This window comes from Bradyrhizobium sp. ma5 (assembly GCF_042258955.1).
Classification (GTDB): Bacteria; Pseudomonadota; Alphaproteobacteria; order Rhizobiales; family Xanthobacteraceae; genus Bradyrhizobium.
Genome location: NZ_CP170156.1, coordinates 8,148,645 through 8,168,019 on the forward strand (window position 1 = coordinate 8,148,645; position 19,375 = coordinate 8,168,019).

18 protein-coding genes are annotated in these 19,375 nt (G+C 64.9%); 7 read left to right on the plus strand and 11 right to left on the minus strand.

Annotation, left to right across the window (positions count from 1 at the left end; genetic code table 11):
* Positions 1–5: 5 nt before the first annotated feature.
* The 7 genes from cysT to cysG all read right to left on the minus strand — a co-directional run bounded on the left by cysT (position 6) and on the right by cysG (position 6,734).
* The gene (cysT, locus tag ACE103_RS38515; protein ID WP_375781267.1) at positions 6–791 is read right to left on the minus strand and encodes a sulfate ABC transporter permease subunit CysT; all 786 of its coding nucleotides are present in this window, start codon (positions 789–791) and stop codon (positions 6–8) included.
* Positions 792–874: 83 nt separating this feature from the next.
* Positions 875–1,864, minus strand: coding sequence for a sulfate ABC transporter substrate-binding protein (locus tag ACE103_RS38520; protein ID WP_375777237.1), 990 nt, complete (start codon positions 1,862–1,864; stop codon positions 875–877).
* Positions 1,865–2,058: 194 nt separating this feature from the next.
* On the minus strand, positions 2,059–2,787 hold the full coding sequence (locus tag ACE103_RS38525) for a phosphoadenylyl-sulfate reductase (RefSeq protein ID WP_375777238.1): 729 nt from the start codon (positions 2,785–2,787) through the stop codon (positions 2,059–2,061).
* On the minus strand, positions 2,784–3,299 hold the full coding sequence (locus ACE103_RS38530; protein WP_375777239.1) for a DUF934 domain-containing protein: 516 nt from the start codon (positions 3,297–3,299) through the stop codon (positions 2,784–2,786). The genes ACE103_RS38525 and ACE103_RS38530 overlap by 4 nt, the downstream gene beginning before the upstream one ends.
* On the minus strand, positions 3,286–4,941 hold the full coding sequence (locus ACE103_RS38535) for a nitrite/sulfite reductase (RefSeq protein WP_375777240.1): 1,656 nt from the start codon (positions 4,939–4,941) through the stop codon (positions 3,286–3,288). Before ACE103_RS38535 ends, ACE103_RS38530 begins: the two co-directional genes overlap by 14 nt.
* 27 nt (positions 4,942–4,968) lie before the next feature.
* Positions 4,969–5,286 carry a DUF2849 domain-containing protein gene (locus ACE103_RS38540; protein WP_375777241.1) on the minus strand — a complete coding sequence of 106 codons (318 nt, stop codon included), beginning with the start codon at positions 5,284–5,286 and terminating at the stop codon, positions 4,969–4,971.
* Positions 5,283–6,734: a siroheme synthase CysG gene (gene cysG, locus ACE103_RS38545; protein ID WP_375777242.1), complete on the minus strand. Its 1,452-nt coding sequence runs from the start codon at positions 6,732–6,734 to the stop codon at positions 5,283–5,285. The genes ACE103_RS38540 and cysG overlap by 4 nt, the downstream gene beginning before the upstream one ends.
* A 247-nt stretch (positions 6,735–6,981) precedes the next feature.
* On the opposite strand from cysG, the gene cysD reads away from it, so the two are divergent.
* Positions 6,982–7,776, plus strand: a complete 795-nt coding sequence (gene cysD, locus ACE103_RS38550; RefSeq protein ID WP_223966613.1) for a sulfate adenylyltransferase subunit CysD — start codon at positions 6,982–6,984, stop codon at positions 7,774–7,776.
* A 24-nt stretch (positions 7,777–7,800) separates the two neighbouring features.
* Complete coding sequence (gene cysC / locus ACE103_RS38555; RefSeq protein ID WP_375777243.1) at positions 7,801–9,720, plus strand: adenylyl-sulfate kinase; 1,920 nt, start codon at positions 7,801–7,803, stop codon at positions 9,718–9,720.
* Positions 9,721–9,865: 145 nt separating this feature from the next.
* Here the strand turns inward: cysC and ACE103_RS38560 are convergent, their stop codons facing one another.
* The gene (locus tag ACE103_RS38560; protein ID WP_375777244.1) at positions 9,866–10,867 is read right to left on the minus strand and encodes an AraC family transcriptional regulator; all 1,002 of its coding nucleotides are present in this window, start codon (positions 10,865–10,867) and stop codon (positions 9,866–9,868) included.
* Between the two features lie 80 nt (positions 10,868–10,947).
* Between ACE103_RS38560 and ACE103_RS38565 the strand changes: the two genes are divergently transcribed.
* Positions 10,948–12,195 (plus strand): MFS transporter, encoded by a 1,248-nt coding sequence (locus tag ACE103_RS38565; RefSeq protein WP_375777245.1) that lies wholly within the window; start codon positions 10,948–10,950, stop codon positions 12,193–12,195.
* Between the two features lie 146 nt (positions 12,196–12,341).
* Positions 12,342–14,504, plus strand: a complete 2,163-nt coding sequence (locus ACE103_RS38570; RefSeq protein ID WP_375777246.1) for a malate synthase G — start codon at positions 12,342–12,344, stop codon at positions 14,502–14,504.
* A 638-nt stretch (positions 14,505–15,142) separates the two neighbouring features.
* Here the strand turns inward: ACE103_RS38570 and ACE103_RS38575 are convergent.
* The 3 genes from ACE103_RS38575 to ACE103_RS38585 all read right to left on the minus strand — a co-directional run bounded on the left by ACE103_RS38575 (position 15,143) and on the right by ACE103_RS38585 (position 16,884).
* The gene (locus ACE103_RS38575; protein ID WP_016842974.1) at positions 15,143–15,298 is read right to left on the minus strand and encodes a Thivi_2564 family membrane protein; all 156 of its coding nucleotides are present in this window, start codon (positions 15,296–15,298) and stop codon (positions 15,143–15,145) included.
* Positions 15,299–15,411: 113 nt separating this feature from the next.
* Positions 15,412–16,041: a DUF2865 domain-containing protein gene (locus ACE103_RS38580; protein WP_375777247.1), complete on the minus strand. Its 630-nt coding sequence runs from the start codon at positions 16,039–16,041 to the stop codon at positions 15,412–15,414.
* A gap of 24 nt (positions 16,042–16,065) precedes the next feature.
* Positions 16,066–16,884, minus strand: coding sequence for a L,D-transpeptidase (locus tag ACE103_RS38585; protein ID WP_375777248.1), 819 nt, complete (start codon positions 16,882–16,884; stop codon positions 16,066–16,068).
* A gap of 210 nt (positions 16,885–17,094) precedes the next feature.
* Between ACE103_RS38585 and ACE103_RS38590 the strand changes: the two genes are divergently transcribed.
* The 3 genes from ACE103_RS38590 (at position 17,095) to ACE103_RS38600 (ending at position 19,283) form a co-directional block, all read left to right on the plus strand.
* On the plus strand, positions 17,095–18,207 hold the full coding sequence (locus ACE103_RS38590) for an AI-2E family transporter (protein ID WP_375777249.1): 1,113 nt from the start codon (positions 17,095–17,097) through the stop codon (positions 18,205–18,207).
* Positions 18,208–18,343: 136 nt separating this feature from the next.
* Complete coding sequence (locus tag ACE103_RS38595) at positions 18,344–18,715, plus strand: YqjD family protein (RefSeq protein ID WP_375777250.1); 372 nt, start codon at positions 18,344–18,346, stop codon at positions 18,713–18,715.
* A gap of 118 nt (positions 18,716–18,833) precedes the next feature.
* Positions 18,834–19,283, plus strand: a complete 450-nt coding sequence (locus tag ACE103_RS38600; protein WP_375777251.1) for a hypothetical protein — start codon at positions 18,834–18,836, stop codon at positions 19,281–19,283.
* Positions 19,284–19,375 lie beyond the last annotated feature (92 nt).

Sequence of the window (19,375 nt, forward strand, 5' to 3'; positions counted from 1 at the left end):
GAACCTCAATGCACGGGAATGCGGGCTTGCGCCCAGCGCTGCAGCCGGTTGATCAGGAAGATGATCAGGAACGAAGCCACCAGCATCACCACCGCGATCGCGGTGGCATCGGCGTAGCGGAATTCGGACAGCCGGATCACGATCAGGAGCGGCGCGATCTCGGAGACGTTGGGCAGATTGCCAGCGATGAAGATCACCGAGCCGTATTCACCGATGGCGCGGGCAAAGGCCAGCGCAAAACCGGTGAGCAGCGCCGGAATCAAGCTCGGCAGGATGACGCGAAACACCGTGTGCCAGCGATTGGCACCCAAGCTCGCCGCCGCCTCCTCGATCTCGGGATCGAGATCGATCAGCACCGGCTGCACCGTGCGCACCACGAAGGGAATGCCGATGAAGACCATCGCGATGAAGATGCCGATCGGCGTGAACGCGACCTTGATGCCGAGCTCGGCGAGCGGCGCACCGAGCCAGCCCTTCTGCGCGAACAGCTGCGTCAGCGCGACGCCGGCGACCGCGGTCGGCAAGGCAAACGGAATATCGACGATGGCGTCGAACAGCCGCCGGCCCGGAAAGCGGTAGCGCACCAGCGCCCAGACGATGATGGTGCCCATCACCAGATTGACGCAGGCGGCCGCAAACGAAAGCCCGAACGAAATCTTCAGGGCGTTCAAGGTGCGGCGGCTGGTGACGATGGCCCAGAACTGGTCGAGGCTGAGCTCGAACGTCTTGAGGAACAGCGCAGCCAGCGGAATCAGGATGATAACGGAGAGCCATGTCAGGGTCAGTCCCATGGTGAGACCGAACCCCGGCAGGGTACTGCGCCTTGCAACCGCTGTGCTCACATATCCCCCTGTTCGACCGGACTACACGTCGATCAGTTCTTGTAGATCTGATCGAAGATGCCGCCCTCGGCGAAGTGCTCCTTCTGCGCCTTGGTCCAACCACCGAAAACGTCGTCGATGGTGAAAAGTTCAACCTTGGCGAAGGATTTTTCGTACTCCTTGGCGATCTCGGGATCGCGCGGCCGGTAGGAGTTGCGCGCGGCGATCTCCTGGCCTTCCTTGGTGTACCAGTACTTCAGATAGGCTTCGGCGACGGCGCGGGTGCCCTTCTTGTCGGCGACGGCATCGACGACGGCGACCGGCGGCTCAGCCAGGATCGACTGCGCCGGGGCCACGATCTCGAACTTGTCCGGACCGAATTCGCGCAGCGCCAGGAAGGCTTCGTTCTCCCACGCGAGCAGCACGTCGCCGACACCGCGCTCGACGAAGGTCACGGTCGAGCCGCGCGCGCCGGTGTCGAGCACCGGCACGTTCTGATAGAGGTCGGCGACGAACTTCTTCGCCTTGTCGACTGATCCGAACTTCTTCTGCGCGTAGCCCCAGGCGGCGAGATAGTTCCAGCGCGCACCACCCGAGGTCTTCGGGTTCGGCGTGATCACGGCGACGCCGGGCTTGATCAGATCGTCCCAGTCCTTGATGCCCTTGGGATTGCCCTTGCGCACCAGGAACACGATGGTCGAGGTATAGGGCGAGGCGTTGAGCGGCAGCCGCTTCTGCCAGTCGGCGGGGAGGAGACCCTTGCCCGCGATCGCATCGATATCATAGGCCAGCGCCAGCGTGACGATGTCGGCCTGCAATCCGTCGATCACCGAGCGTGCCTGCGAGCCCGAGCCGCCATGCGACTGCTTGATCTCGACGCTCTTGCCGGTTTCCTTCTGATAGGCCGCGGCGAACGCCTTGTTGAAATCAACATAGAGCTCGCGCGTTGGATCGTAGGACACGTTGAGCAGCGAATAGTCGGCTGCGAAGGCCGAGCTCGCCCACAACAATCCCGCGACCAGCGGCAGCATACGACGGATCATTTCTGTCTCCATTCAACCTGAGAATGTCAGGGAACACGCAAGACATAACTCACGGTGAAGTGGCTTGAAGTCAACGAAACCGGTTTTCTTTGTTTTCAGCGGCGCAGCGCGCTTGTGCTACGAAGCCGCCGCGCTGCGAAGGCTTTGTCACGTCGCCGGATCGCATGAACTATCGAGCGCTTCAGCGCGGCGCTCTACGACAACTTCATTGTGTGGATGCCGCATTCCGTCTTCGCCCGGCCACGCCAGCGGCCGTCGCGTGCATCCTCGCCGGCTGCAGCCCGGCTCGAGCAAGGCATACACCCGACCGACTGATATCCCGATGCGACAAGTGGATGCGGCGGCAGTCTGCCGAGCGCGTAGATCGCCTCGATCTCCTCGCGGGAGACATTGGCGAATGGGTTGAATTTCAACCTGACGCCGTCGTCCTCGACGACAGGGATATCGGTGCGGGCGCCGCCCTGAAAGCGCTTGCGGCCGTTGATCCAGCCGGCGAACGGCTTCAGCGCACGCGCCAGCGGTTCCACCTTGCGGATGCGGCAACAGGCGTCGGGATCGCTGAACCACAATTCGCGGTCCGGATCCTGCCGCGACAGCGCCTGCTCGTCAGGCTTGATCGAGCGCACATCGGTGAGGCCAAGCGTGGCGATCAGCGTGTCGCGATAAGCCAGCGTCTCCTCGAACAACCAGCCGGTGTCGAGGAAGACCACCGGGATCGCCGGATCGACATCCGCCATCACCTTGAGCAGTGCGGCGGACTCAGTGCCGAACGACGACACCAGCGCCAGCCTCTCGCGGCCGACCGTCTGCAACGCGGCCGCGATCACCTCGGCGGGCGATGCTTTGCGCAGCGCGCGATCGAGCGCGTCCGCTTCAGGCAATGCGACTGACGCCTCTGCAAGCTCTGGTGCAAGCGTGCTCACTGGCCGGCGCTCTCCGAGTGACGCAGCTGCATGCGGCGGTTCAGCGCGGTGACGCGACCGTCGCCGGTCGGCTGATAGAACACCGAATAGCGCTTCATGGTCTGGGCAAACGCGTCGGCGTCGGCGTCCTTCTTCACCTCGAAAGCGTCGAAGCCGGCGCGCGTCATGAACACGAACTGATCACGCAGGATCTGCCCGGTGGCGCGCAGCTCGCCGTCATAGCCGTAGCGCTCACGCAGCAGGCGGGCCTGGCTGTAGGCGCGGCCGTCGCGGAAGGTCGGGAACACCAGCGCGACCGAGGCGAGACGATCGAGATGCGGCACCAGTTCGTCGAGGTTGCGGTTGTTCGGCCAGATCACCCCGAGCTTGCCGGGGCGGCGCAGCAGCGCCTGCGGATCGGCGAGAAAGCGCTCGGCGCTCACCAGCACCGCGCCGTCGCCCGGCAGCTCGGCGCCATCGGCAACATGCACGAACAGATCGGTGGTCAGTCTTCCCTGCTTAACGAGTGGCATAGACGCGCTCCCTGATAGGCTCGACGCCCAGACGCTTCACCGTATCGACGAACAATTCCTCGGGACGGTCGCGCAGCGCGAGATAGGCTTCGACAATGTCTTCGATCACGTCGGCGACTTCCGCATAGGGAACGGCCGGGCCGATCAGGGTGCCCAACTGCGCGTTCTCGTCGGCGCGGCCGCCGATCGTGATCTGGTAGAACTCCTCACCGTTCTTCTCGACGCCGAGAATGCCGATGTGGCCGACATGGTGATGGCCGCAGGCATTGATGCAGCCGGAGATGTTGATGTGTAGCCGGCCGATCAGGTCGGCGGTGTCGTGGTTGGCGAAACGCCGCGTTAGCTCCTGCGCGATCGGGATCGAGCGCGCATTGGCCAGCGAGCAGTAATCCAGCCCCGGGCAGGCGATGATGTCGGTCACCAAATTGACGTTGGGCGTCGCAAGGCCGAGCCGGTCGAGCGCCTTGAACAGCGCCGGAAGATCGCGCTTGGCGACATGCGGCAGCGCCAGGTTCTGCTCATGGCCGACGCGGATCTCGCCGAACGAGTATTTGTCGGCGAGGTCGGCGACCGCGTCCATCTGCTCGGCGCTGGCATCACCGGGCGGGCCACCGACCGGCTTCAGCGACAGCGTCACGATCGAATAACCCTGCACCTTGTGCGCCGACACAGAGTTCTTGCGCCAGCGCTCGAACAGCTTGTCGTGCGCGGCCTGCTTCAGCTCGTCCGGCATATGCGGCAGCTTTTCGTAGGCCGGGTAGGAGAAGCGCGAGCGGACCTCCTCGATGGCAGTGTGATCGAGCGTCAGCCCGACATCGCCCATCGCCTTCCACTCCTCGTCGACTTCCTTGGCGAACTTCTCGATACCGAGCTCGTGCACCAGGATCTTGATGCGCGCCTTGTAGATGTTGTCGCGGCGGCCGTACTGGTTGTAGACGCGCAGGATCGCCTCGATGTAGCTCAGGATATCGCGGCCGGAGACGAACGGCTTGATGGTCTTGGCGATGAACGGCGTCCGGCCGAGGCCGCCGCCGACCAGCACCTCGAAGCCGGTCTCGCCGTCGGCATTCTTGTGCAGCCGCAGGCCGATGTCGTGGATCTTGATCGCGGCGCGATCGTGCTCGGCGGCGGTGATCGCGATCTTGAACTTGCGCGGCAGGAACGAGAATTCCGGATGCAGCGTGGTGTGCTGGCGGATCAGCTCCGACCAGATCCTGGGATCCTCGATCTCGCCGGGCGCGACGCCGGCCCATTGGTCCGAGGTGACGTTGCGCATGTTGTTGCCGGAGGTCTGCATCGCATGGATGCCGACCTCGGCGAGATCGGCCAGCGCGTCCGGCAGCTCGGCGAGCTTGATCCAGTTGAACTGGATGTTCTGCCGCGTGGTGAAGTGGCCATAGCCGCGGTCGTAGCGGCGCGCGACATGGGCGAACCGGCGCAGCTGCTTCGACGACAGCGTGCCGTACGGGATGGCGACGCGGAACATGTAGGCGTGCAGCTGCAAATACACGCCGTTCTGCAGGCGCAGGATCTTGAATTCGTCCTCGGTGAGCTCGCCAGAGAGGCGGCGCTTCACCTGATCGCGGAATTCCGAAACACGCTCGTTGATCAGCGTGCGGTCGAGTTCGTCATAAGCATACATGTTCGATGAGCCTTACGCCGGCGTGCCTTACGCGGGGACCTGGAGATCGATGGTGACGCCCTTGGCGCGGATATGTTCGCGGAGATTGCCCGGCTTGACCTTGCCGCCGTCCTTGAGTTCGACCGGCGCGATATAGGGGCCGACCGCGCCGACGTCGTCGGCGGCGGCTTCAGCCAGCAGCGCGCGGGCCTCGTCAGACGTGGTCACGATCGCAGAGTCGGAGAGTTCGGTGGACCAGCCTTGCTTGGCGGTTCGGTACACCACGGCACCGTCCCAGGTCCGGTTGGCGGTCACCATCGAGGGGCCTGTGATCCTGATTTTCTTCTGTTCGAGCGGAGAGGTCATTCGGCAGCTTTCAGCAGTTCGGAGAACATCTGGTTGGAGAACAGTTGGGTGACGTTGGATCGGCTCCACGGCGCGGAATGCGCGACCACGTCGCCGATGATGAGGACAGCGGGACCGCCATCGACCTGTTTGACCAGCTCGGGCAGCCGCGCCAGGGTGCCGACCGCCGCCTTCGCGTCCGGCCGCGTCACGCGCGCGAACACGCCGACCGGCGTCTCCGGCGAGCGGCCCGCGGCGAGCAGGCCTTCGCGGATCGAGGGCGCCGCGGTCATGCCCATGTAGACGACGACGGTCATCTTGGTATCGGTCAGCACCGACCAGTCGACGACTTCGGCATCGCGCGCCTTGTGCGCGGTGAGGAAGGTGATGCGCAGCGCCTCGTGCCTGAAGGTCAGCGGCACCTCGAACTGCGCGGCAGCGCCAAGACCGGCGGAGATGCCGGGAATAATGGAGTAGGCGACGCCGGCGTCGCGCAGCGCCTCGATTTCCTCGCCGCCGCGACCGAACACGAAGGGATCGCCGCCCTTCAGCCGCACCGCGCGTTGGCCCGATTGCGCGGCCTCGATCATCAGGCGGTTGATCGCGTCCTGCCCGATGCCGGGCTTGCCGATGCGGCGGCCGACCGGAATCCGCGTGGCATCGCGCCGGATGCGATCGAGAATTTCTGGTGACACCAATTCGTCATAGAACACGACGTCGGCGTCCTGCAGCGCGCGCAGCGCCTTCACGGTGAGCAGATCCGGATCGCCGGGACCGGCGCCGACCAGCATCACATGACCAACGGCCTTGCCTTCGGTATCGGCGCCGGCGAATGCGGCAGGATCGCCGATCGCATTCAGCGCCTGCTCGGCTTCGTCCTTGCGGCCGGCCAGCACCAGTGCGCCGATCGGACCGTCGACGATGCGCTCCCAGAAGCGGCGGCGCAGCGGAAACTCTTCAATCCGCGCATGCATCGGTTTGCGGAAGCGGCCGATGAAGCCGGCGAGATCGCCGATCCGCGCCGGCAGCACCGCCTCGATCTTCTCGCGGATGCGACGCGCCACGACCGGCGACGTGCCGCCGGTTCCGACCGCGACCACGACATCGCCGCGATCGACGATCGCAGGCATGATGAAGGTGGAGTGCACGAGGTCGTCCATCACGTTGACCGGCAGGCCAATCGCCTTGGCGCGCACCGACATCGCAACACCAACGTCACCTGCGCCGGCGCAGAGCACGGCGATGACATCGGAGAGATCGGCGGCGAGCGGATCGCCATCGGCGCGCTCGATGCGCGCGGCGTCCTCCGCCGCGATACCGGCGAGCTCATGATTGCCGTCGGTCGCGTACCAGCGAACCGCGGCGCCGGCAGCTGCGAGCAGCCGCAACTTGGCGCGCACGAGCTCGCCCGCTCCAACGAGCAGCACCTTGCCGCTTTGCAGATCCAGAAACACCGGCAGATATCGCATCAGACACTCGCTTCCCCAACTTGGGGGTTGACTGAAATTATTTTCTATTTATCTCTCGATCAAGGCCAGCAAAGAGAAAATTATTTCTTCTCTATTGCAGCGCAACTTTAGAATTTTCAACTCCACAGGCCAAGGCCAAGAGATGCATCTTCTCGACAACGAATCCGCCGCTGCCGGAACACGGTCCGCAGCACTCAGCAATGCATCTTCCGTGCCGGGGATTCCCGCCAATCAGGCCCCCCCGACCATGGATCATCTCGATGAGCTGGAGGCCCAGAGCATCTACATTCTGCGCGAGGCGTTCGCCCGGCTGAAGAAGCTGGCGCTGCTGTGGTCGCTCGGCAAAGACTCCAACGTGATGATCTGGCTGGCGCGCAAGGCGTTCTTCGGTCGCGTCCCGTTCCCGGCGCTGCATGTCGACACCGGCAAGAAGTTTCCGGAGATGTATGCGTTCCGCGATCGCTTCGGCAAGGAATGGGATCTCGACCTGCGCGTCGAGCCCTGCCCGCCGATCGACGCCGTCGACCCCACTCTACCGCCGGCTGCGCGTTCGGCCGCCCGCAAGACGGAGGGGCTCAAATGGGCGCTCAACAAGTACGGCTTTGACGGACTGATCGCCGGCATCCGCCGCGACGAAGAGGCAACGCGCGCCAAGGAGCGCGTGTTCTCGCCGCGCGGCCTCGAAGGCGAATGGGACGTCCGCGATCAGCCGCCGGAATTCTGGGATCACTTCAATGCCTCGCCGCCGCAAGGCGCGCATCTGCGCATCCATCCGATCCTGCATTGGACCGAAGCCGACATCTGGGCTTACACCAAGCGCGAAGGCATTCCGATCATCCCGCTCTATCTCGCCAAGGACGGCAAGCGCTATCGCTCGCTGGGGGATCAGGACATCACCAATCCGGTGGCTTCGACCGCATCCAGCATCGATGAAATCCTGGATGAGCTCGAGAACACCAAGGTTCCGGAGCGCGCCGGCCGCGCACTCGATCACGAAACCGAGGATGCGTTCGAGCGACTGCGTGTCGCCGGCTATCTCTGATCCCAGTTTGGCGTGAGTGCTCTGATGAACATGATTCTTCCCACCGCCTCGATCTCGGCGACCCCCAACGGCACCACACGTCCCCAGGTGCGTATCGTCATCGTCGGCCATGTCGACCACGGCAAGTCCACTTTGGTGGGCCGCCTGCTGCATGAGACCGGCAGCCTGCCGGACGGCAAGCTGGAGATGCTGAAGGCGGTCAGCGCACGGCGCGGCATGCCGTTCGAATGGTCGTTCCTGCTCGACGCGCTGCAGACCGAGCGCGACCAGGGCATCACCATCGATACCACCCAGATCCGCTTCCGCACCCGCTCGCGCGACGTCGTGCTGATCGACGCGCCCGGCCACGCAGAGTTTCTGCGCAACATGATCACCGGCGCCTCGCAGGCCGACGGCGCGGTGTTGATCATCGACGCGCTAGAAGGCGTCCGCTCGCAGACGCGGCGGCACGGCTATCTCCTGCATCTGCTCGGCGTGAAGCAGGTCGCGGTCGTCGTCAACAAGATGGACCGGGTCGATTTCAGTGCCGAGCGTTTCAAGGAGATCAGCGACGAGATTTCGGCCCATCTGATCGGTCTCGGCGTGACGCCGACCGCCGTGGTCCCGATCTCCGCGCGCGACGGCGACGGCGTCGCCGAACACACGCCGCGGATCGGATGGTACAAGGGTCCGACCGTGGTCGAGGCGCTCGATGCGCTCGAGCCGGCACCGCCGCTGGCGGAGCTGCCGCTGCGGCTGCCGGTGCAGGCGATCTACAAATTCGACGACCGCCGCATCGTTGCGGGCCGCATCGAGTCCGGCAGCCTGAAGGCCGGCGACGAGATCGTCATCATGCCCACGGGCAAGATCGCGAAGATCAAGACGGTCGAGAGCTGGCCGGTGACCCCGGTGCACGGCCCGCAGGGCGCCGGGCGCTCGGTCGGCATCACGCTCGACCGCGAGCTGTTCCTCGAGCGCGGCGACGTCATCGGACATAGCGGGCAGAGCCCGCGCGACACCCGCCGCATCCGTGCCCGGATCTTCTGGCTGCACGACAAGCCGCTGACCAAGGGCGAGCAGATCCTGATCCGGCTCGGCACGAGGGAAAGCCGCGCCACTGTGGTGGCGATCGAAAAGGCGATCGATCCCGGCGCGCTGTCCAACGAAGAGAACACCGCGATCGCGCGCAACCATGTCGGCGAGATCGACATCTCGCTGGCGCAGCCGGTTGCGACCGATCCCTATACCGACAATCCGCGCACCGGCCGCCTCGTGATCGAGGTCAACGGACGCATCGCCGGCGGCGGCCTCGTGCTGTCGGTCGACGCCGGCCGGCCCGCGGTGCCGATCGACATCGTGCCGGTGGAATCCGCGCTGCGGCCGGACGAGCGCTCGGCGCGCTACCATCACAATGGCGCGGTGATCTGGCTGACGGGCCTGCCCGGTTCGGGCAAGTCGACCTTGGCGCGTGCGCTGGAACGGCGCCTGTTCGGCAATGGCGGCTCGCCGATCCTGCTCGATGGCGATACCTTCCGCGCCGGGCTGAACAGCGACCTCGGCTTCTCGCCGCAGGATCGCGCTGAAAACATCCGCCGCCTCGCCGAGGTCGCGACCCATCTGGCGCGCAACGGCCATATCGCCATCGTCGCCGCGGTCTCGCCGTCGACCGCCGACCGTGCAGCAGCTCGCCGCATCGCCGACAGCGCGTTCCGCGAAATCTATGTCGCGACGCCTGCCGAGGTCTGCGAGACCCGCGATCCCAAGGGCCATTACGCCAAGGCCCGCTCCGGCGGATTGCCGTCCTTTACCGGCATCACCAACGACTACCAGCCGCCGACCGGCAACGAATTGACCATCGACACCTCGAACCGCTCGGTCAGCGATGCTACCGACGAGATCGAGCGGATGCTGGCCACCACCGGCATCCTGTTCGACGAGCTGACCGACCTCGCGGCGAATATCTGACCTCGCTCACCTGTCGTCGTCCGGCTCGACCGGACGACCCAGTATTCCAGAGACGTCAATGCTTGAGCCAAGAGGCTGCGGCGTACTGGATGCCCCGCTTGAAGCGGGGCATGACGGCGGTGTCAAAAGCCGGTGCGGTTGATACCTATTCCGCCGCGCGTTGGCTTCCAGCTCCGTGCCGCACCATCCCCGGCGATTGCCCGGTGATACGCTTGAACGCGCGACTGAACGCCGCTTGCGACGCGTAGCCCAGCCGTTGCGCGATCACATCGATCGGCTGGCGCTCATGCTCGATCCACTGTGTCGCGAGCCGCATGCGCAGCTCGGCTAGATAGCGCAGCGGCGATTGCCCGGTCATCGACTGGAAGCGCTCGGCGAACAGCGAGCGCGAGCACCCCGCCTCCGCCGCCAGTTCAGCAACCGTCCAGTTGCGGCCGGGAGCGCGATGCAGCGCGCCGATCGCGCGGCCGAGACGCGGATCGCGCAAGGCTTCGAACCAGCCCATGGCGTTCTCGCCACCGCATTCGACCCAGCCACGCACGATCGACGCGGCGAGAACATCGGCGAGCCGCGCCATCACGCCGACGGAGCCGGCCCGCGGCGTGCAGGTCTCCCGCTCCATCGCCTTCAGCATCGGCTCGATTTCCGGCTGGCGCGCAAGCAACGTGTCCGCCCGCATCACCTCCGGCATCAGGGCGATGAGCGGGCGCATGCCGCCGAGATCGAAATTCATGCAGGCGCTGAAGACGAGGACCTGATCGTCCTGCGGGCATCCTTCAGGGCAGGCCGATGTCACATCGACATTGCCGCAGAGCGTCTCGGTCTCGAAACGCTCGACGTCGCAGCTCGGCTCGTCCGGGGCCGAGACGAGATCATGCGCGCCGCCGCGCGGCAGGAAAATCGCGTCGCCGCATCCGAGGGGAAGCAGCGTCGCGTCGGCGTAGCGCAGCAGCGCCGTGCCATGCGCAACGAAGTGGAATTGCGCCCGTCCGTACGGCGTCTCGAAGCGAAACCCGAACGGCGCCCGCGTCTCAACCCGACGGTAGTGAACGCCCTCGAGCCGCATCCCGAGCAACAATTCGCTCACCAGATCGACGGCGGCATCTGTCGTATCGGCGGCGGACGATCTGGACGAACGATCAAACATTCGGGCGTTTATGGCATAGATTGTCCAGACCGTCCAACTTATGTCTGCGGCGCTGCAACATAAGATGGAAGTTTCGGGCAATGGATCAAGAAGTGGACCCCGCTCTGGCGCACGCCGATGTCGTTGCGCTGATGCCGGGCGAAGTCGCTCTCAAGGCTGGTGACAAGCCGGCCGCATCGGAAAAACCCGCCTGGGGCGCCGTCGTCGCCATGATGCTGGGCGTAACCGCACTTCTGACGGCGGAGTTCCTGCCGTCCGGGCTGTTGACGCCGATGGCGAGGGACCTCGGAGTAAGTCCGGGCCTCGCCGGTCAGGCGGTGACGGCGACCTCATTGGCCGGACTGGTCGGAGCGTTGTTCACGCCGCGACTGACGCGCGGCTTCAACCGAAAGCCGGTGCTGCTCAGTTTCTCGATTCTGCTGGTCATCTCCAATCTGCTGGTGGCGCTGGCACCTAGCATCACGTTCCTCCTCGCCGCGCGGATCGTGCTCGGCCTCGCCATCGGCGGCTTTTGGGCGATGGCGGCAGCGACCACGATCAGGCTGGTGCCGCCGTCGCTGGTTGCACGGGCGTTGTCGATCGTGATGAGCGGCATTCCCGCTGCGATGATCATCGCCGTTCCGCTCGGCAGCTATCTCGGCGAGGTGGCGAGCTGGCGCATCGTGTTCCTGCTCGCCACGGCATTGGGCGCGGCGGTGTTCGTCGTCCAGGCGCTGGCTCTGCCGCGTCTGGCCCCGAAGGGAGAAGCCGGGCTCGACACCCTGATCGACATCCTGACCCGGCCGGGGATCGGCGCCGGCATCTTCGCGGCAACCTTGGTGTTCACCGGACACTTCGGTTATTTCGGCTATATCCGTCCCTTCCTTGAAAGCGTGACCGGGCTCGGCGCGGCCGGCGTCGCGGCAACGTTGCTTGCCTTCGGAGTTGCCAATTATGTCGGCTCCTTCGCCAGCGGGTTGATGGCCGAGCGCAATCTCAAGCTCACGCTGATCGCGATGCCGCTGGCGATCAGCGTGCTCGGTCTGCTGCTCTCGGTCTACGGCAAGGACGTCATTCCCGCGCTGGCGCTGGTCGCACTCTGGGGGTTCGCCTTCAGCGGCGTACCGGTGGCGACGACGACGTGGATCACCCGCATGGTGCCCGATGAGACCGAAAGCGGCACTGGCCTCACGGTGGCCTCGATCTTCCTCGGCATCACCATGGGCGCGGCCGGCGGCGGGCTGGTGCTCGATTTGATGGGCGCTGCCGCCGTGTTCGTGGCGGGCGCAATACCCTTGTTGCTCGCCGCATTGCTGATCGCCACCAAGGTACGGACCAGGGCGCCGTGACCGCGTGCAGCGCCGGGCAAAGGGGGCCTTCTCAGAACCGTGGCTTTAGGGCTAAAAGAGCCGTGAACGCCGCCCTTTGGCGCGTTTTTTGCTGATTTCTTTCGAAAACAGCCCCTAAACGCCCCATTTCTTTGAGAAAGCCCATCATGACTCGTGTCGATGCCCATGGATTGAAGATCGCCCCTGTCCTGTTCGATTTCATCGCCAAAGAGGCGACGCCGAAAACCGGGATCGCGCCTGACGCGTTCTGGGCAGGACTCGCCGCCATCATCCAGAAGCTCGGCCCGAAGAACCGCGAGCTGCTCGCGGTCCGCGACGCGCTGCAGGCCAAGATCGACGACTGGCATCGCGCCCACAAGGGCAAGGCGTTCGACATCAACGCCTACACCGCGTTCCTCAAGGACATCGGCTACCTGCTGCCCGAGCCCGCGACCCACAAGGTCGAGACCGCGAATGTCGACGAGGAAATCGGCAAGATCTGCGGCCCGCAGCTCGTGGTGCCGCTGACCAACGCCCGCTACGCGCTGAACGCCGCCAACGCGCGCTGGGGTTCGCTGTACGACGCCTTCTACGGCACCGACGCGATCCCGCATGATCCGAGCGAGAGCGGCAAGGGCTACAACAAGGCCCGCGGCGACAAGGTGATCGCGAAGGCGAAGGCGTTCCTCGACGCCGCCGTGCCGCTCGCGACCGGAAGCCATACCGACGTGACCTCCTACGCCGTGATCGCAGGCCAGCTCTCGGTCAAGCTGAAGAGCGGCAATTCGACCGCGCTGAAGAATGCCGCCCAGTTCGCCGGATATCTGGGCGAGCCCGCCCAGCCCACCGCGATCCTGCTCGTCAACAACGGCATGCATGTCGAGGTCAAGATCGACCGCAGCAACGTCATCGGCAAGGACGATCCGGCCGGCGTCGCCGACATGATCCTGGAATCGGCGGTCTCGACCATTCTCGACATGGAAGACTCGGTTGCCGCCGTCGATGCCGAGGACAAGGTGCTGGTCTATCGCAACACGCTCGGCCTGATGAACGGCACGCTGTCGGCCGATTTCGACAAGGGCGGCAAGACGCTGACGCGTTCGCTCAATGCCGACCGCGTCTACAAGAAGCCTGACGGCAGCGAGCTGAAGCTGCACGGCCGCAGCCTGCTGCTGATGCGCAATGTCGGCCACCACATGTTCACCGACGCAGTGCTCGACGCCAAGGGCGAGGAAATCCCGGAAGGCCTGCTGGACGCCGCGGTCGCCGGCCTGCTCGCGATCCACGACATCAAGGGCAATTCCAAGGTCAAGAACAGCCGCACCGGCTCGGCCTACATCGTCAAGCCGAAGATGCACGGCCCCGACGAGGTGACGCTGACCTGCGACCTGTTCGCCGAGGTCGAGAAGATGCTGGGCCTGCCGGAGAACACGCTGAAGGTCGGCATCATGGATGAGGAGCGCCGCACCACGGTCAATCTCAAGGCCTGCATCCAGCGCGCCTCCAAGCGCATCATGTTCATCAACACCGGCTTCCTCGACCGCACCGGCGACGAGATCCACACCTCGATGGAAGCGGGCCCGATGATCCGCAAGAACGACATGAAGGCGCAGCCGTGGATCAAGGCCTATGAGGACTGGAACGTCGACAACGGCCTGATCGACGGCCTGCCCGGCCATGCCCAGATCGGCAAGGGCATGTGGGCGGCGCCCGACAAGATGGCCGACATGCTGACGCAGAAGATCGGCCATCCGCAGGCCGGCGCCACCACCGCCTGGGTGCCGTCGCCGACCGCGGCCACGCTGCACGCCCTGCACTACCATCAGGTCAACGTGAGCGCCCGCCAGCAGGAGCTCACCAAGGGCGGGCCGCGCGCAAAGCTCTCCGACATCCTCACCATTCCGGTGTCGCAGTCGAACTGGGCGCCGGACGATGTGAAGCAGGAGATCGACAACAACTGCCAGGGCATCCTGGGCTACGTCGTGCGCTGGATCGACCAGGGCGTCGGCTGCTCCAAGGTGCCCGACATTCACGATGTCGGCCTGATGGAAGACCGCGCCACGCTCCGCATCTCGAGCCAGCATCTGGCGAACTGGCTGCATCAGGGCGTCATCACCAGGGATCAGGTGATGGAATCGCTGAAGCGCATGGCCGTCGTCGTCGACAAGCAGAACGCCGGCGATGCCCTCTACAAGCCGATGGCGCCGGCGTTCGACGGCGTCGCCTTCAAGGCGGCCTGCGACCTCGTGTTCGAAGGACGCACCCAGCCGAACGGCTACACCGAATACATCCTCACCGCGCGCCGCCGCGAGGCCAAGGCCGCGGGTTGATCCGCGTTCCAGACGAAAAGCAAAAGCCCCGGCGATGAGCCGGGGCTTTTTTGTTGGCGCCGATAGCCGGCCGTCGCAGGGCACACTGCCAAAATATCGAAAACAACCCCATGCACAGTGGCCGGCCGCCGGCCGGTACGGCAACTTGACTCGTCGGGCAAATCAGCTGTATTTTTCTATTATTCCGAAATCCCACCGATACCCCTCGGCTTGCTCGGTGTCATCACCCGCGAAAGCGGGTGATCCAGTATTCCAGAGACCGCAGTGCTTGAATCGAGGGGCCGCGGCGTACTGGATCGCCCGGTCAAGCCGGGCGATGACAGCCGTGAGCGAGGATATAGCCTCACACCGCTCTCAAAGTGGCGGGGTGATCGCTCAGCTCGCTCAGTGTCATCACCCGCGCAGGCGGGTGATCCAGTATTTCAGAGACCGCAGTGCTTGAACCGAGGAGCCGCGGCGTACTGGATCGCCCGGTCCATGTGCGCAATTGCGCACAGGCCGGGCGATGACAGGGTGGACTACAAGCAAAGGCCCCGGCCATGAGCCGGGGCTCTTTATTGACGATGCATTGCTGCATCCATGTCATTGCGAGGAGCGAAGCGACGAAGCAATCCATTGCTTCGCCCGCAATGACGAAGCTAGAACACCGCCAAATATTTCAGCAGCGAGACGATGCCGATGATGATGACGACTGCGCGCGCGATCTGCTTGGCGCGGCCGTCGAGTGGCAGCATGTTGATGAGATAAAGAACCAGAATAACGACAAGGAAGGTAACGAGTACGCCGACGAGCATGCGGGGCCCCCTGATGGCATCGGTGAATGTGCTGTTCGCCCGGTGCTAACGTGCGAAAGCAAAGCCGGTTCCAGAGGACGGAACCGAAAGTGGCCTGCCTTGCGTGAGCGGCGCTATTCGCGCGCCAGCACCGGCGCGCGCTGATACTTGGCGCGGATGCGATCCGGCGCCGGCGTGAAGTTGAGCGATGCGCCGCGCCGGTCCGCCCGGCCGACCGACATCAACCCATCCTTGCCGGCGACGATGTCGCCCTTGCGCAAGGTCGGATCGTCCTCGATCTTCACCGCAGCGAGCCCGACAGGGTCCTTGCCGTTGCAGGTGCAGCCCGAAACGATCTCGTCGCGATAGCGGAAGGCGTTCGGCAGCTCGGAGTACGGCTTGCCGTCGTCGGTCGCGGCGTTGTCGATGTTGCCGCCATAGACCACTTCGGTCGCGCTCGCCGGGCAGAAGCTGTTGCAGCTCTCCGCCTTGCTCTGGTTGCCGGTCGCCGCCAGCGGGAAGTAGCGGCCGTCGCAGGTGCGCACGCAATAAACCTGGCCGCCGTCATAGCGGGCGCGGCGTTCGGCCCGCGGCACAGACGCCGGGCCGTCATCGAACGGCATCCGGATCACCGGCGGACGGCCCTGCATGAAGCCGCCGAACAGTTGCGAGAAGAAATCCTGGGCCTGTGCAGCCGGCGCGAGGGACAGGCCGAGCAATGCCGCCGTCCCGAACGCCAACCACCTGGAATATCGCTTCACCATCGCCGACCCTCGCTACAGCACGCCTCAGTACAACGAGGAAGTCGCCGGGATGTTCATCGCCTGACGGCCGGACGGCAGCGTCATTACCGCGGGGCGCGGCTGCATCGGCGCCGGCCGGACCGAGATCTGCGTCGTGCTCGGGCCGAGCTCGCGTGCGGCAAGATGAGGCGCGTTCTTCGGCAACACCACCACCTTGGTCCCGACATCGACCCGGCTGAACAGGTCGGCAACGTCTTCATTGGTCAGGCGGATGCAGCCCGACGACACGAATTTGCCGATCGTCGACGGATCGTTGGTGCCGTGAATGCGGTACTCGCTGGAGCCGAGATACATCGCCCGCGCTCCGAGCGGATTGCCCGGGCCGCCCGCCATGAAGCGCGGCAGATAGGGCTGGCGCTTGATCATCTCGGCCGGCGGATGCCAGTCCGGCCACTCGGCCTTGCGGCTGATGGTCTGGGTACCCGCCCAGGTGAATCCTTCGCGGCCGACGCCGACGCCGTAGCGGATCGCCCGGCCGCCGCCGAGCACGTAATAGAGCGCGGTGTTGCCGGTATCGATGATGACGGTGCCGGGCGCTTCTGACGTGTTGAGCGCGACGGTGGTGCGACGCAGCCGCTCCGGCAGCGCGCCGTCCTCGGCGGCCGCGGACGAAGCATCGTTCATCACCTCGTCGGAGGGGAAAGCACCCGGCTGGGTCGACGCATAGCCCAGCGCAGACGAGCGCACTTGAGCGCTGGCCGAAGTGGCGACAATGAATGACGTTGCGAACAGGATGCTGGTGAAGGCAAGGGTGCGCGCGGCGCGCGACGCAAGCCGGCGGCTGGAGAAAGACTGCTGTGTCATGTGCTGCCCCTGGACGGGATGCGCATCATGGTGATGCGATGCCCAACTAACGCGCGTGACCATCAGACAGTTCCGCTGCGAATCGTCGCGAAGTCGCGATTGTCAACCCGCCATCTCTCACGAGCGCGCGATGGAACCTTTGCCGGGGCAACGTCGTTGTCGTGCGCAATTTGACGCGAAATTCATTTGTCCCCATTCGGGAGGAGTCTGGTGCGCGCCTTTCCGGGTGAACGTATGCTTGGCAACGCGCCCGAAGGCACGCCCCTCCCCGACAGCAAAGCCGAAACGCCGCCGGTGATCAGCCGCGCCGAGGTCGTCGCCTTCGCGCTGGTCGCGCTGCTGGTGATCATCGTGGTGGCGGTGCTCTATCTGGCGCGCGCCGTCTTCCTTCCGATCACCATGGCCTTCATCGTCGGCACCATGCTGTCGCCGGCGGCGAACCTGCTCGAGCGCTACCGGATTCCGCGCGCGCTCGGCGCGGTGCTGATCGTGATCGCGGTCGGCGCCGCGGTCAGCTTCATGGTCGGACTGATCGCCTCGCCGGTCATGGATTGGAGCTCGCGGCTGCCCGAGCTCGGCGCGATCCTGAGGCAGAAGCTGCATGTGTTCGACCGGCCGCTGGCGCTGTGGCAGGAATTGCAGAGCATGGTGGGCGCCCCCGATACGCTCGCCAACCTCCAGCTGCCGAAATTCGAATGGGTGCAGCCGACGCTGGAATTCGTGTCGCCGACCTTCGCCGAATTCCTGCTGTTCATCGCCACCCTGATCCTGTTCATCGCGAGCTGGAAGGATCTGCGCCGCGGGCTGGTGATGACCTTCAGCGACCGCGCGGGGCGGCTGCGCGCGCTGCGGATCCTCAACGAGCTCGAGACCCATCTCGGCAATTATCTGCTGACGGTCACCATGATCAATGCCGGCGTCGGCATCGTCACCGGTGCAATCTGCGCGGCGACCGGCACGCCGAACGCGGCGGGGCTCGGCGCACTCGCCGCGACACTGAATTTCATTCCGATCATCGGCCCGGTCGCGATGTTCGTGGTACTGGTTGCGGTCGGCATCGTCTCGTCGCCGACCATCGGCGCGGGACTGATCGCACCGGCGTGTTTTGCCGTCGTGACCTTCATGGAAGGGCATTTCGTGACGCCGACGATCGTCGGCCGCCGGCTGTCGCTGAATGCGCTCGCGGTCTTTCTCGCACTCGCGTTCTGGACCTGGCTGTGGGGCCCGATGGGCGCCTTCCTGTCGTCGCCGCTGCTGATCGTGGCGTTGATCGTGAAAGAGCATTTGATGCCGGACAATTCGCCGCAACTGCCCGAGGGCTAGCAAAGCGTTTTCAAGCGAAGTGGGCACCGGTTCGCGTGAAGAAAACGCGTCGAACAACAAAGCCCGGTTTCGCATCTGGAACCTTGCGCGATGCGGAGCGTTTTTCTCCAGACGCACAGTTCTCCGGGAGCTTTCGATGTCGAGCACGGACAGCGCATTTGGGACCAAGAACATGACCGACAAAGCGACCTACGAACGCCTCGAAAAGGATGTCACTGCCGTGAAGAACGATATCGCAGCCCTCACCGAACAGATCACCGACGCGCTCAACTCGTTTGCCAACAACGCAGGCAAGCAGGCCCGCCGCCACTACAAGGATGCGCGCGCCAACGCCGAATCGACGCTCGACGACATGTCGGAGCGCGGCAGCGCGATGATGGGCGCGGCGCAGGATGCGGCATCCTCGATCGAGGAATCGCTGGAAGAGGTGATCACGCAGCGGCCGCTGGCGACCGTCGGCCTTGCGCTCGGCCTCGGCTTTTTGATCGGCCTCACTTGGCGGCGCTAGGTGATGCGCAAACCACCGCTCTGGACGCGATGGCAGCGCTGGCGCGCCGCCGCCTCGTTTGTCGATGCGCTCTTCAAGGCAAGGCTCAAGGCAGGGCTTTTCAGGACAAGGCTGGTCAATGCTTCAGCGGCTGATCGATGACGTCAAGCAATCCACCGGCAGCGCGCTGCGGCTGACATCGCTTGCGGCCGCCGCCGCTGTGGCGCTATTCATCACCATCGCCTTCCTGTGCGCGGCCGCCTTTGTCTATGTGCTGCAGCACTATGGTCCGGTGGAGGCGTGCCTGTCCGGCGCCGCGGTGTTCCTGGTCGTCACGCTGATCGCCATTGCCGTTTACATGGCGCGCAAGCGCGAGATGCAGAGGCGCGCCGAGAAGGCGGCAAAGGCCGCGAAATCCGCCGCGGCGACAATGTTCGCCGACCCCGCGTTGATCGCCACCGGCCTGCAGATCGTGCGCGCCATCGGCGTGAAGCGGCTGATCCCGATCCTGGCGGTCGGCGGCCTCGCGCTCGGCCTGATGGCAAGCCGCAGTGCTGCCGGCAGCGACGAGGCGGAAGAAGAGGAATAGCGTTCTCCCTCGGGACGCGAAGCCAGCACCGCCCAACCGTCGTCATCGCCCGGCTCGACCGGGCGATCCAGTATTCCAGAGACGATTGTGAT

What these genes read in the sequence shown, in the direction of transcription:
- cysC (WP_375777243.1), top strand. Translation starts at nt 7,801, where the DNA reads ATGAACATGATTCTTCCCACCGCCTCGATCTCGGCGACCCCCAACGGC.
- ACE103_RS38580 (WP_375777247.1), bottom strand. Translation starts at nt 16,041, where the DNA reads ATGGTGAAGCGATATTCCAGGTGGTTGGCGTTCGGGACGGCGGCATTG.
- ACE103_RS38565 (WP_375777245.1), top strand. Translation starts at nt 10,948, where the DNA reads ATGGATCAAGAAGTGGACCCCGCTCTGGCGCACGCCGATGTCGTTGCG.
- ACE103_RS38530 (WP_375777239.1), bottom strand. Translation starts at nt 3,299, where the DNA reads ATGCCACTCGTTAAGCAGGGAAGACTGACCACCGATCTGTTCGTGCAT.
- ACE103_RS38600 (WP_375777251.1), top strand. Translation starts at nt 18,834, where the DNA reads ATGCTTCAGCGGCTGATCGATGACGTCAAGCAATCCACCGGCAGCGCG.
- ACE103_RS38575 (WP_016842974.1), bottom strand. Translation starts at nt 15,298, where the DNA reads ATGCTCGTCGGCGTACTCGTTACCTTCCTTGTCGTTATTCTGGTTCTT.
- ACE103_RS38560 (WP_375777244.1), bottom strand. Translation starts at nt 10,867, where the DNA reads ATGTTTGATCGTTCGTCCAGATCGTCCGCCGCCGATACGACAGATGCC.
- cysG (WP_375777242.1), bottom strand. Translation starts at nt 6,734, where the DNA reads ATGCGATATCTGCCGGTGTTTCTGGATCTGCAAAGCGGCAAGGTGCTG.
- ACE103_RS38595 (WP_375777250.1), top strand. Translation starts at nt 18,344, where the DNA reads ATGTCGAGCACGGACAGCGCATTTGGGACCAAGAACATGACCGACAAA.
- ACE103_RS38585 (WP_375777248.1), bottom strand. Translation starts at nt 16,884, where the DNA reads ATGACACAGCAGTCTTTCTCCAGCCGCCGGCTTGCGTCGCGCGCCGCG.
- ACE103_RS38535 (WP_375777240.1), bottom strand. Translation starts at nt 4,941, where the DNA reads ATGTATGCTTATGACGAACTCGACCGCACGCTGATCAACGAGCGTGTT.
- ACE103_RS38540 (WP_375777241.1), bottom strand. Translation starts at nt 5,286, where the DNA reads ATGACCTCTCCGCTCGAACAGAAGAAAATCAGGATCACAGGCCCCTCG.
- cysT (WP_375781267.1), bottom strand. Translation starts at nt 791, where the DNA reads ATGGGACTGACCCTGACATGGCTCTCCGTTATCATCCTGATTCCGCTG.
- ACE103_RS38570 (WP_375777246.1), top strand. Translation starts at nt 12,342, where the DNA reads ATGACTCGTGTCGATGCCCATGGATTGAAGATCGCCCCTGTCCTGTTC.
- cysD (WP_223966613.1), top strand. Translation starts at nt 6,982, where the DNA reads ATGGATCATCTCGATGAGCTGGAGGCCCAGAGCATCTACATTCTGCGC.
- ACE103_RS38520 (WP_375777237.1), bottom strand. Translation starts at nt 1,864, where the DNA reads ATGATCCGTCGTATGCTGCCGCTGGTCGCGGGATTGTTGTGGGCGAGC.